Raw genomic sequence first — 11,897 nt, forward strand, 5'->3', positions numbered from 1 at the left:
AAGCCGTTAATACTTTTTAAGGAATTTATATGTCTAATCTTGATTCTGTAGCGGCAAGCTACCTCGAAAGTTTAAATCGCCATCAAATGTTGTTTGAAACGATGGAGACCTACCACCCAGAAGTGATGCAATTACTTGAAGCATGTCACAGTGCTTTACAAGCGGGTGGCAAAGTCATTTGGTTTGGTAACGGCGGAAGTGCGGCAGATGCACAGCACTTAGCTGCTGAGTTTGTGGTGCGTTATAAATTAGAGCGCGGTCCACTTGCTTCAATCGCACTGACTACTGATACCTCAATTTTAACAGCGCACAGCAATGACTATCACTTTGATACTGTATTTGAGCGCCAAGTTCAGGCCCTGTGTAAGCCCGATGATTTGGTTATTGGCTTAACCACCTCGGGTACTAGCCCTAATATTAATTTAGCGCTTGCTGCTGCTAATGAAATCGGCGCTTTTACCGTAGCATTAACAGGCCGAGATGGTGGCAAAGTAAAAGACATCGCTAAGTTACCTATTATTATTAAAAATGATGAAACCGCACGTATTCAAGAAGCCCACATGTTCATCGGGCATTGGCTATGTGAAGCCATCGATATGGTTGTAGCGGAGCAAAAGTAATGGATTTAGCGTTACTAAAAAACCTTTCAAAGGCACGTATTTTAGTTGTTGGTGATGTCATGCTAGATAGATACTGGCATGGCGACTCTGGGCGAATTTCACCTGAAGCACCGGTCCCGGTTGTGAAAGTGAGTAAGTTTGAAGACAAAGCCGGTGGTGCAGCAAACGTCGCAAAAAATATTGCTCGATTAGACGGTAAAGTTGGCTTATTAGGTTTAGTCGGTGAAGATGAAAGCGGGCAAATTCTTGAAACCATTTTAAGTTCAGAAAAAATTGATTCGCAACTTGTAAGTGTGTGTGACTTACCGACAATTTCTAAAATGCGTGTTATTAGTCGTCATCAGCAAGTTGTTCGTTTAGACCTTGAAGAAACCTTCACTGACCAGCACAGTCAACTATTACTTAATCGCCTAGAGCTAGTATTGGATGATTATGACTTTGTGTTGTTCTCTGATTACAACAAAGGCTCACTGAGCTTAATTCAACAAATGGTTCAGGTTGCAAAGAAAGCAGGCAAAACGGTGCTTATTGACCCTAAATCATCAGACTTAAGCTTATACCGTGGTGCTGATTACATTACCCCTAATCTGAATGAGTTTAAGCTTGCTGGTGGTTTGACGGACTCTGAGCAAAACTTGACTGACAGTGCTCGTAAATTAATTAGTGAAGCGGGCATAGCTGCGATGCTATTAACGCGCTCAGAGCATGGCATGTCGTTAATTAGTCAGACAGAAAAACATGATTTTGCAGCCCAACAGCTTGAAGTTAGCGATGTAACCGGTGCCGGCGATACTGTAATTGCGACATTAGCAGTGATGCTAGGCGCTGGTATGGCAGCAAAAGATGCGGTTGAAATTGCCAACCTTGCAGCAGGTATAGCTGTAAGCAAGCTTGGAGCTGCCACTGTTTCGCCTGAAGAACTCAGCCGTAAGCTTGGTCAATATTTACAGCAAACTGGCGAGCATTATCAAACACCGTTTGAAGATGTACTTCAGCATATTGAGTTTGCCAAACAAAATGGTGAAAAAATTGTTTTCACTAATGGCTGTTTTGATATTCTTCATGCAGGTCACGTGCGCTACCTTGCACAGGCAAAAGCTCGTGGTGACAGGCTTGTTGTTGGCTTAAATAATGACGAGTCTATCACTCGCTTAAAAGGCCCACAAAGACCAATTAATCCGCTCGATGAACGTGCCATGGTTTTAAGTGCGCTGGCGTCTGTTGACTGGGTTATTCCATTTGGTAGCGTTGAAGAAAATGACACGCCAGCTAAGCTCATTGAGCAAATTAGCCCCGATGTACTAGTAAAAGGTGGCGATTACACTGTTGACCAAATTGCCGGAGCTGATCATGTATTACGCCATGGCGGTAAAGTCGAAGTGCTTGAGTTTCTTAATGGTTGCTCAACATCTAACGTAATTAGCAAGATTAAGTCTTAAGCAAAGCTTGGTAGTCGCATATTAGTGACTGCCAATCACTTTGTCGCCAATGCATCTGTTCGTTACGGCCTTGCTCTTTTGCAAATGAACGAGCAAGGCGTTTAATATTCTCTGTTTGCCAGCTAGGGTGCGGCTTTTTGATTTCGCCGCGGTCAAAGTCGATGATAAACACCTTGCCTGTATCATCGAACAAGATGTTATTGATGTTTAAATCTGCGTGGTATACCCCGTGATTGTGAAAATCGCTGAGGGTGGCTGCAATCGCTTTGAGTTCAGACTGGCTTAGTGGGCGCGTGATTAAAATATCTAATACACTTTTTGCGCCTGTCACTGCCTCGGTGATGATATCGCCCCGATAGATAAAGCCGCTGGTTTTAATTTTGGCCCCAATCGGTGTGGGCACATTCAGGCCAAGCTCACGCAAACGCATCATTAGTGTAAATTCTTTATAAACTCGGGTTTGTTTTAAGCCAAAGTATAGGTACTGATCGCTGAGTAACTTACCAACGAGTCCTCCTCGCCAATAGTGGCGCAGAACACCTGTGAGCTGTTGATGTTTAAAAAACCACGCTGTTGCTCGGCCTTTTTTTGCGCCAACTATTTTTTCTTGTTGTTGCCAGTAGCTGGCATCAAACCACTGTTGCGTGAGCTCATCTTTGTAGTCAGGGTGACACAAAAGGGTGGTGTTTTGTAGATGCTGAGTTTCGAACATAACAACTTCAAGATTAAATAGAATTAGTGCTATCTTACCGTATTTTTAGCTTTTCGCATAAGTGCTTGCATTAGCATCAAGTTAATTTAAGATCGCATATTATTTGCTGTAGCTAAGGGCGCACGTGACTCAATCAACCTCCTATTCAGATATTTGTATTTTAAGGCTTTCGGCTATTGGTGATGTATGTCACGCCGTATCCGCAGTGCAAGCAATTCAAAAGGCACATCCGAAGGCAAAAATTACCTGGGTGATAGGTAAAGTTGAGGCTATGTTGTTGGCTGATTTACCTGGCGTTGAATTTGTTGTATTTGATAAAAAACAGGGTAAACAGGCCTATCAGCAACTAAAAGATACTTTCAAAGGTCGTAAATTTGATGTGCTCTTACACATGCAAGTAGCACTAAGAGCAAATTTAGCAGCTCGTTGTATTCCGGCAAAAGTCAAAGTAGGGTTTGATTGGGCTCGTTCAAAAGAGTTACATAGTTTATTCATTAATAAGCGTATTGCCCCGCAATCTGAGGCACATGTCCTTGAGGGCTTTAAGGGCTTTGCTCAAGCGATTGGTGTACCTGACTATGCGCCTCACTGGCAAATGCCAATCACAGATGAACATCAACAAGCTGCTGATGCCTTATTGGGTGAAGAACGTATAGCTGGGCGTATTTTTGTTATCTCACCTGCGGCAAGTAAAAAAGAGCGTAATTGGTTGCCCGAGCGTTATGCGGCACTTGCAGAGCACGCGTATCAGCAAGGTTTTTCGGTGGTTATCACAGGAGGACCAACACCTTTAGAAATAGAGTTGTCTGAACAAATAATTTCGCAAACGAATGCGCCTGTGCTTAACTTAGTAGGTAAAACTAAGCTTAAAGAGTTGTTGTGTGTGTTGAAGCGCGCTTCTTTAGTTTTAGCTCCTGATACGGGGCCTGCACACATGGCTGTAACTGTTGGTACACCTGTAATAGGTTTGTATGCCCATTCAAACCCGAAACGTACAGGTCCATACTTGTATCTAGATTACGTGGTTGAGGTGTACCACCAAAACTTACGTGAACAAACAGGCAAAACAGCTCAAGAGCTACCTTGGGGAACACGCGTTAAAGGAGCTGATTTAATGACGCAAATAAGCATTGATGAGGTTATAGCTATGTTTAACCGTGTTGTAGATAAAGAGCAATTGTCATGAGTAAAGTACTGTTTTTAGACCGCGATGGTGTGGTTAATGCTGATCACGGTTATGTATATAAACCGGATGAGTTTGAGTTTTTACCTGGTGTGTTTGATGCGTGCAAAAAGTTTATTGATGCAGGTTATGAAATTGTCATTGTGACTAATCAGTCAGGTATTGGGCGTGGCTACTATTCAGAACAAGACTTTTTAAACCTTACAGACTGGATGAAAGCTGAGTTTATGCGTCATGACGTGCCAATTCTTGATGTGTACTTTTGCCCGCATCATCCGACTAAAGCAGAGCCTGCCTATTTACAGGATTGTCATTGTCGTAAGCCTGCTCCTGGCATGCTGTTACAAGCCATTGAAGAGCATAGTATTACTCCCTCACAAAGTATTATGGTAGGCGATAAGCTGGGCGACTTAATTGCAGCAGAAAGAGCGAAAATCGCGACCCGTGTGCTGGTTCGTTCAGGGCAAAGTTATGCTGAATCAACAGAACAACATGCTGATTACGTATGTGAGTCTTTAGCTGATTTACCTGCTTTAATTTTACAGTCTTAGCAGGTAAGACCAGTTTTATTTCCTTAGCCTCAAGGTTTGCGACGAACTGCAAACAGTGCAATTGTTCGTCTAAGCTTTTACAATAGGCGCAAATTTTACAGTCATGCTAATCATTTCTGGTTAGATACAAGAATATTTGGAGATTACAGATGAGAGCATCTGCGTTTTTTAATCAGCTGCAACAGCAAATCGACGAAGTAAAAGCTGAAGGTTTATACAAAAGTGAACGTGTTATTACATCGCAGCAGCAAGCTCAAATTGAAGTTGCCTCAGGTGATAAGGTAATCAATTTTTGTGCGAACAACTATTTAGGTTTAGCCAATAGCCCTGAGCTGATCAAAGCCGCGCAACAAGGTTTAGATGATCATGGTTTTGGTGTTGCTTCTGTGCGTTTTATTTGTGGTACTCAAGATATTCATAAAACATTAGAGCAAAAGATTTCTGAGTTTTTAGAAACCGAAGATACGATTCTTTACTCATCTTGTTTTGATGCAAACGCTGGTTTATTCGAAACAATTCTCGGCCCAGATGATGCAATTATCTCTGATGCGCTAAACCACGCCTCAATTATTGATGGTGTTCGCCTTTGTAAAGCAAAACGCTTCCGTTACGCTAATAACGACATGAGCGACCTTGAAAAGCAACTTATTGCTGCTGATGAAGCGGGTGCTAAAACAAAACTAATCGCAACTGACGGCGTTTTCTCAATGGACGGTGTGATTTGTAATCTTAAAGCGGTTTGTGACCTTGCTGACAAATACGATGCCTTAGTTATGGTTGATGACTCTCACGCTGTTGGTTTTGTCGGTGAAAATGGTAAAGGTACGCCGGAGTACTGTGGTGTTCTTGACCGTGTTGATATCATCACAGGTACACTTGGTAAAGCACTTGGTGGCGCATCAGGCGGTTACACATCTGGTAAAAAAGAAATTGTAGAGTGGTTACGTCAGCGTTCTCGTCCTTATCTTTTCTCAAACTCACTTGCGCCATCAATTGTTACTGCATCGATTAAAGTACTTGAAATGCTGAGCAATGGCGGTGAGTTACGCGCAAAACTTTGGGATAACGCAAAATATTTCCGTGAACAAATGGAAGCGGCAGGATTTACCTGTGCAGGTAAAGACCATGCAATTATCCCAGTTATGTTAGGCGATGCAAAAGTCGCTTCTATGATGGCAGACAAATTACTTGCCGAAGGTATTTATGTAACAGGTTTCTCATTCCCTGTTGTACCTAAAGGCCAAGCACGTATCCGTACGCAGATCTCTGCGGCGCATACAAAAGAGCAATTAGATACCGCTATTGCTGCCTTTACCCGTATTGGTAAAGAAATGGGTGTTATCTAATTTTATTTCCTAAACCGAAGCTTTTGCTTCGGTTTTGTTTAATTGAGTGTAAATCATGAAAGCATTATCTAAATTAAAAGCAGAACCAGGGATCTGGATGACTGATGCGCCAAAGCCTGAAGTTGGCCATAACGATCTGCTTATTAAAATCCGCAAAACAGCAATTTGTGGAACAGATGTCCATATTTATAAATGGGATGAGTGGGCACAAAATACAATTCCAACTCCTATGGTTGTTGGCCACGAGTATGTTGGTGAAGTAATTGATATGGGTCAGGAAGTACGTGGTTTCCAAGTAGGTGACCGTGTCTCTGGCGAAGGCCATATTACTTGTGGTCATTGCCGCAACTGCCGTGCTGGTCGTGTGCATTTATGTCGCAATACAACTGGTGTTGGTGTTAATCGTGAAGGCGCATTTGCAGAATACCTTGTGATCCCTGCTTTTAATGCATTTAAAATTCCAGATAATATCTCAGATGAATTAGCCTCAATTTTTGACCCATTTGGTAATGCAGTTCACACCGCATTGTCGTTTGATTTAGTGGGTGAAGATGTATTAATTACAGGTGCAGGCCCAATTGGTATCATGGCAGCTGCGGTTGCTAAACATGTTGGTGCGCGTCATGTAGTTATCACAGACGTAAACGAATACCGCCTAGATTTAGCACGTAAAATGGGTGCGACTCGTGCAGTAAATGTAGCAAATGAAAAGCTTGAAGATGTAATGAAAGAGCTTGGCATGACAGAAGGCTTTGATATTGGTCTTGAAATGTCAGGCGTACCCGTTGCATTTAATAGCATGCTAAATAACATGAACCACGGCGGAAAAATCGCTATGCTAGGTATTCCACCTTCAGATATGGCGGTTGATTGGAACCAAGTTATTTTTAAAGGCCTTATCATTAAAGGTATTTATGGTCGCGAAATGTTTGAAACTTGGTATAAGATGGCGAGTCTAATTCAGTCTGGTCTTGATCTTAACCCAATTATCACGCATCAATTTTCGGTAGATGACTTCCAAAAAGGCTTTGATACAATGATTTCAGGCCAGTCTGGTAAAGTTATCCTGAATTGGGATTAAATGAAGGTCTAAAAGCCTCAAAATTAAGGCGGCTTTAGGCCGCCTTTTTAGTTTAGAGAGTATTATGTCGTATAAACATATTTCAGTTAGCGAAACCTTTTCGCTGTTAGACAAAGACGATGTCGTGATTGCCGATATTCGCGATCCGAATTCATTTCAAAGCGGACATATTCCAGGCGCTGAGCATTTATCGAATGCAAATATCAGCGAGTTTATGATGAACAAAGAGTTTGATCAGCCAATCATCATCGTTTGTTATCATGGCGTAAGTTCTCAAGGTGCTGCGAGCTATTTAGTTGAACAAGGCTTTGAAGATGTTTACAGCATGGATGGTGGCTTTACTGCGTGGCAAACGCAACTTCCGGAGCATATAGAACGATGATTGAACTGGGCAGCATTAATAATCCGCGCGCCGCACAAGGCTTTATTGACTACATTAAAAGTAAAGGATTACAAGGTGAGCTGCGCTCGCAAGATGGACAAACTGTGATTATTTGTGTTGCTCCAGAGCATTTTCATCAAGCTCAACCTTTATGGCAAGAGTTTGCTGAAAATCCCAACGATGAAAAGTACTTACAAGCTTCATGGCAGGTAGGAAGTACACAATCGCCGTTATCATATCAAGGCCAATCACTTGATTTAAAAGCGCGATTTAAGGCTTTAAGTTGGCTTAATCGTACCGTAACCTTAGTATCTATAGTCATCTTTGTTGCTTTTCTGATGGGCGGCTTTGAAACTATTTATGGCATGCTCCAATTTAACCCTGCCAAGCCACTTACTTGGCTTACTCCTGCCATTGTGCATTTTAGCTCTATCCATCTTATTTTTAATTTGATCTGGTGGATGACGCTGGGTAACGATATTGAAAAGCGCAGCGGTAAATTAACCTTAGTAGGGTTATTTTTAGTTACGGCGTTTATTAGTAATTGGGCGCAGTTTTTACTTGTCGGGCCTAACTTTGGTGGCTTAAGCGGCGTTGTGTATGGTTTGCTTGGGTTTTGCTGGATTTATAGTGCAATGCGCCCTAACGAACCACCTTTAGTCAGCAATAGTATTGTTGGTTTTATGTTGGTTTGGCTTATTCTAGGCTTTGTAGATATGTTGCCAGTGAGTATGGCGAATTGGGCTCACTTAGCAGGTTTGCTGGCTGGTATGGCATATGCGGTGTCTGATAAGCTGCTTACACGTAAATAAAAAAGGCGGTTAAACCGCCTTTTTTATTAAACAAACTATTAATGGTACAAATACTTAGTAAATAACACTTCTCTGACAATTTCTTGGCCAGTTTCTTGTTTAAGTAGTGACTTTAATTTTGCAGTACAGCGTTTTCTGATTTCTTCTCGACCAGTAAGCGATTTAATGTTTTCTTCAGGCTCTTTTGAGAGTATTTCAACAATCGCATCACGCAGTAGAGGGGTGTGATGTTCAACAACGCTGATATCGGCTGTATCATTTAGCATAAGGTCAACGGTAATGCGCACGTAGCCTAGCTTCTTATTACCTTGGCCTATGTAGTTGGTGATGATATCAGGCTCAAAACCAAAGTAGCCAACTTTTGACTCAGCCTGTGCAGACAGACTGGTCATTGCGCCAATTAGTAGCATACTGACTAAGTAAATTGATAACACTGATGTTTTCATAATTAAAAATATTCCACCCTTTCAATGGTTTTAGTCTATACCCAAATTCGCTTGAGATACAGGCTGTTCTGTGATTTTTAACCGTGCTTGAGATTAAATCATGACTTTTGCCAAACGTGCAGCAGTGATATCATTTGCACGGTTTTTAAAAATAATGAGTCGTTGTGATCACATTCCCAGTTTCATTAGCTGCAAATTGGCAGCCTGCTTCAGCATTTCCAGATTTGACGCAACAACAGCAAGGTTGGCTGCTTGAAGCCGGTTCATTAACAGCTAAGCTCAAAAGTCACTGTCAGGCTTTTTCAGTTGAGGTACTAAACGAAGCGCCTTTTGATTTAACTGCCGAGCAACAAGCGCTACTAAATACCTCTTTAAGTCAGGCATTAAACCGCGAGGTGCTATTATTGTGCGATGGTAAACCTATGGTTTATGCGCAGAGTTGGCTACCAGCAGACGATACTTTAAAGAAACAGCAGTTGTTAAATATGGGGACGAGGCCGCTTGGCGATGTTATTTTTCAAGACCCCAGCTTGCAGCGAACAGAAATCGAGGTGGCTGAATTTTCTCAGCAGCATGCTATTCAAGCGTTAACAGCTCACCTTGGCTTACCGTCAAATTCATTGTGGGGCCGACGCAGCGTGTTCGCATTATCAAATGCTCACTTTCTTGTGGCTGAAGTGTTCTTACCTGAGGCATATATCTATTTATGAAATTAGCTGCATTACATCGCGCAAACATTCCTTATTACAAACAACTGATGCGAACGGATAAGCCAATCGGTACTTTGTTGCTATTGTGGCCAACATATTGGGCTTTATGGCTTGCTAATCAAGGCACGCCTAGTTTGTTAAATTTTGTAGTGTTTAGCTTAGGTGTCTTTGTGATGCGAAGTGCAGGTTGTGTGATCAATGACTTTGCCGATCGTAAAATCGATGGTTCAGTAAAGCGAACTGCTCAGCGCCCTCTGGCTGCAGGACTGGTTTCTAGTGCAGAGGCAATGAGTTTGTTTGTGTTACTTATTGCAGTGGCGTTCGGATTGGTTATGTTACTTAGCTGGTCAACTATTTTGCTTTCATTTGGTGCTTTAGCACTGGCGTTTTGTTACCCATTTATGAAGCGTTATACCCAATTACCGCAAGTAGTGCTTGGTGCTGCATTTAGTTGGGCAATTCCGATGGCCTATATGGCATCAATTGGTTCAGTACCATTAGAAGCCTGGCTACTATTTACCGCTAATCTTGTTTGGACTGTGGCTTATGACACCATGTATGCCATGGTTGATAGAGATGACGATTTAAAAATAGGGGTTAAGTCAACGGCAATCTTGTTTGCCAGCTATGACAGACACATCATCTTTTTACTCAATGCCTTATTTATCGCGATTCTTGTTTTCATCGGCATGAGTAACCATCTTGGCTTGCCTTATTGGTTGGGTTTAGCGGCAGCGATTGGGTTTTTACTTTATCAACAAATGCTTATTCATAAACGAGAGCGAGACCCTTGCTTCAAAGCATTTTTGAATAATCACTATGTGGGGTTAGTGATTTTTATCGGTTTAGCAGCATCCTTGCCACTGCCATTTTAATTATCTAGGTGGGTCGATAATACCGCTGATCGAGGCATTTTTTCTGAACCAACCCGCAATAGAGTAGCGAACATCATTTGCGGGTAATACCTCATGCATAAAGCGTTCGCTTTCAAACATTACCAGCATGCCAGCTTGAGGTTTTACGACAATCTCAATATCTTTACTTTTCGGCTTGTAAATCACCAACTCACCGCCAGATTCTGGCGTATTTAAGTAACAAACAGTTGTGAAAATACGGTTCGAACGGCCTTTGAAGGCATCATAGTGCTTTTTATAAAAGTCACCCTGTTGATACTTTGCATAATGGCATTCGTAGTCAAATAACCCTAAATAAAAACTACGATTTAACTGCGTTTTTATCGCTTCCATGGTCGCCAGATAAGTAATTTGTGCTTGGCTTGAACTATCAAACCAAAAGGTCTTATCTTTACGGACATTTTTATCAATTTGTTGGTCGTTTAAACGACCAATACCCGCTGTGTGAAAATGCGGATTTATACGATAGCAGTCGGCGATTAAATCATTGATTAATGTTTCATCAATCGCGTTTTCAACAATAGCATAACCAGCTTGTTCAATTGCATCTAAATAAGTGTCAGAAATCAGCTGAGCGTTCATTTATATACACAATAAAAAAAAGGTGCGTAAGTGTATCTGAAAAATAATGCGATGCACGCTTTTTATGCAATAAATAAGTGATTAGTAAAAGACGGGAGAAGCTAGCCTGTTTAATTCAGGCTAGCAGATATAAGAGACGACTAATGCTGGCTTGCTAAGGCCATTTTTTCAATAAGATCAAGCAAGTGACTTACATGAGAGTTGTCGTTAATTTTTTGATTTGTTTGTATAACAAGTTGCTCTTGAGCAACACCTTTGTTGGTTTTTAAAAGCTGCAAGGCCGGATCAGAAGCAACATTGTTCGCGTGTTCAATGCTAGCTATTGCAATATGGTTCGATCGTTTTAGTCCTTCCATAACTTGTTCAATACTACCTACTTTAACACTGGCTGACTTATCGAATGAATCAATGGCGTCGTTTAGCATCTGTTGTACTTGTTTCGATTGTGAAAAGCAGCTGTACATAGGGTAGTCGGCAAAATCGCGTTTGCTGATATCACTCTTATTCGCTAATGGATGATCTTTAGCAACAAATAAAATCAGTTGGTCAGGTAAATGGATATCGCTTCCTATACTATTCATTGCTTGCGAACAAACACTAATATCAATTTCACCAAGCTGTAGCTTACGCATTAGCTCGCTTTGCTCTTGTAGTTGCATCTCGATTTTTACATGAGGATACTGCGCTAAAAATTGCCCGCAAGATACAGGAACGACAGCACTGGCTTTATTAGTGTAACCAATAACAAGCTTTTCGCTTGCGCAGCCATTTAGTGATTCGAAAAGATGTTGTTTTGTTTCTTCTAGATTGTCGAGGGTTTGTTGCGCATAGTCTAAGAAAATTTCACCTTCTTTGGTTAACTTAACGGAGCGGGTTGAGCGAGTTACCAGCTCATAACCAATTTCGTCTTCAAGAGTTTGAATACTCCGGGTTAACGCTGAAGTGCTTATTTGTGTTTTTTCAGCAGCTTGGCGAAAATGCCTTAATACGCCTAATGCTACAAACTGTTCAAGTTGTTCAAATCTCACTTTATATAGTCCCTTGTTATAAGTAAGCCCTACATCCAGGCAATATAATTATAATCTACAGTGGCATAGTAAATTATAGTACCTGTTTTGG

At 41.5% G+C, this 11,897-nt stretch carries 14 protein-coding genes; 10 read left to right on the forward strand and 4 right to left on the reverse strand.

The window, feature by feature from the left end; translation table 11 throughout:
- Positions 1–29 precede the first annotated feature (29 nt).
- Together ACSFVZ_RS01370 and hldE are read left to right on the forward strand one after the other, a co-directional pair.
- Positions 30–620, forward strand: coding sequence for a D-sedoheptulose-7-phosphate isomerase (locus tag ACSFVZ_RS01370; RefSeq protein WP_135926088.1), 591 nt, complete (start codon positions 30–32; stop codon positions 618–620).
- A complete protein-coding gene (hldE, locus tag ACSFVZ_RS01375) occupies positions 620–2,059 on the forward strand; it encodes a bifunctional D-glycero-beta-D-manno-heptose-7-phosphate kinase/D-glycero-beta-D-manno-heptose 1-phosphate adenylyltransferase HldE (RefSeq protein ID WP_135926087.1) in 1,440 nt (479 codons plus the stop codon). The genes ACSFVZ_RS01370 and hldE overlap by 1 nt, the downstream gene beginning before the upstream one ends.
- On the opposite strand, the gene ACSFVZ_RS01380 is transcribed toward hldE, so the two are convergent.
- Positions 2,049–2,771, reverse strand: a complete 723-nt coding sequence (locus tag ACSFVZ_RS01380) for a 3-deoxy-D-manno-octulosonic acid kinase (RefSeq protein ID WP_253038267.1) — start codon at positions 2,769–2,771, stop codon at positions 2,049–2,051. The genes hldE and ACSFVZ_RS01380 overlap by 11 nt on opposite strands.
- 124 nt (positions 2,772–2,895) lie before the next feature.
- Here ACSFVZ_RS01380 and ACSFVZ_RS01385 point away from each other — a divergent pair, with 124 nt between their 5' ends.
- The 6 genes from ACSFVZ_RS01385 to glpG all read left to right on the forward strand — a co-directional run bounded on the left by ACSFVZ_RS01385 (position 2,896) and on the right by glpG (position 8,126).
- A complete protein-coding gene (locus tag ACSFVZ_RS01385; protein WP_199526331.1) occupies positions 2,896–3,957 on the forward strand; it encodes a glycosyltransferase family 9 protein in 1,062 nt (353 codons plus the stop codon).
- Complete coding sequence (gmhB, locus tag ACSFVZ_RS01390) at positions 3,954–4,505, forward strand: D-glycero-beta-D-manno-heptose 1,7-bisphosphate 7-phosphatase (RefSeq protein WP_135926084.1); 552 nt, start codon at positions 3,954–3,956, stop codon at positions 4,503–4,505. The genes ACSFVZ_RS01385 and gmhB overlap by 4 nt, the downstream gene beginning before the upstream one ends.
- Positions 4,506–4,654: 149 nt before the next feature.
- Positions 4,655–5,851, forward strand: a complete 1,197-nt coding sequence (locus ACSFVZ_RS01395; protein WP_135926083.1) for a glycine C-acetyltransferase — start codon at positions 4,655–4,657, stop codon at positions 5,849–5,851.
- 55 nt (positions 5,852–5,906) lie between these two features.
- Positions 5,907–6,932, forward strand: a complete 1,026-nt coding sequence (tdh, locus tag ACSFVZ_RS01400) for an L-threonine 3-dehydrogenase (RefSeq protein ID WP_135926082.1) — start codon at positions 5,907–5,909, stop codon at positions 6,930–6,932.
- Between the two features lie 64 nt (positions 6,933–6,996).
- Entirely contained in the window at positions 6,997–7,314 is a 318-nt protein-coding gene (gene glpE, locus ACSFVZ_RS01405) for a thiosulfate sulfurtransferase GlpE (RefSeq protein ID WP_199526330.1), read from the forward strand.
- On the forward strand, positions 7,311–8,126 hold the full coding sequence (gene glpG, locus ACSFVZ_RS01410) for a rhomboid family intramembrane serine protease GlpG (RefSeq protein WP_199526329.1): 816 nt from the start codon (positions 7,311–7,313) through the stop codon (positions 8,124–8,126). Before glpE ends, glpG begins: the two co-directional genes overlap by 4 nt.
- Before the next feature lie 38 nt (positions 8,127–8,164).
- Here the strand turns inward: glpG and ACSFVZ_RS01415 are convergent, their stop codons facing one another.
- Complete coding sequence (locus tag ACSFVZ_RS01415) at positions 8,165–8,536, reverse strand: flagellar basal body-associated protein FliL (RefSeq protein ID WP_235383316.1); 372 nt, start codon at positions 8,534–8,536, stop codon at positions 8,165–8,167.
- Between the two features lie 200 nt (positions 8,537–8,736).
- Here ACSFVZ_RS01415 and ACSFVZ_RS01420 point away from each other — a divergent pair, with 200 nt between their 5' ends.
- Positions 8,737–9,282 carry a chorismate--pyruvate lyase family protein gene (locus ACSFVZ_RS01420; protein ID WP_135926078.1) on the forward strand — a complete coding sequence of 182 codons (546 nt, stop codon included), beginning with the start codon at positions 8,737–8,739 and terminating at the stop codon, positions 9,280–9,282.
- Entirely contained in the window at positions 9,279–10,157 is an 879-nt protein-coding gene (ubiA, locus tag ACSFVZ_RS01425; RefSeq protein ID WP_435557956.1) for a 4-hydroxybenzoate octaprenyltransferase, read from the forward strand. The genes ACSFVZ_RS01420 and ubiA overlap by 4 nt, the downstream gene beginning before the upstream one ends.
- Here the strand turns inward: ubiA and ACSFVZ_RS01430 are convergent, their stop codons facing one another.
- Positions 10,158–10,778: a 2OG-Fe(II) oxygenase gene (locus ACSFVZ_RS01430; RefSeq protein WP_135926076.1), complete on the reverse strand. Its 621-nt coding sequence runs from the start codon at positions 10,776–10,778 to the stop codon at positions 10,158–10,160.
- Between the two features lie 140 nt (positions 10,779–10,918).
- Positions 10,919–11,806 (reverse strand): LysR family transcriptional regulator, encoded by an 888-nt coding sequence (locus ACSFVZ_RS01435; RefSeq protein WP_435557957.1) that lies wholly within the window; start codon positions 11,804–11,806, stop codon positions 10,919–10,921.
- Positions 11,807–11,897: the final 91 nt, after the last annotated feature.

Origin of the sequence: Pseudoalteromonas nanhaiensis (assembly GCF_051235485.1) — a bacterium.
Taxonomy (GTDB): domain Bacteria; phylum Pseudomonadota; class Gammaproteobacteria; order Enterobacterales; family Alteromonadaceae; genus Pseudoalteromonas; species Pseudoalteromonas lipolytica_C.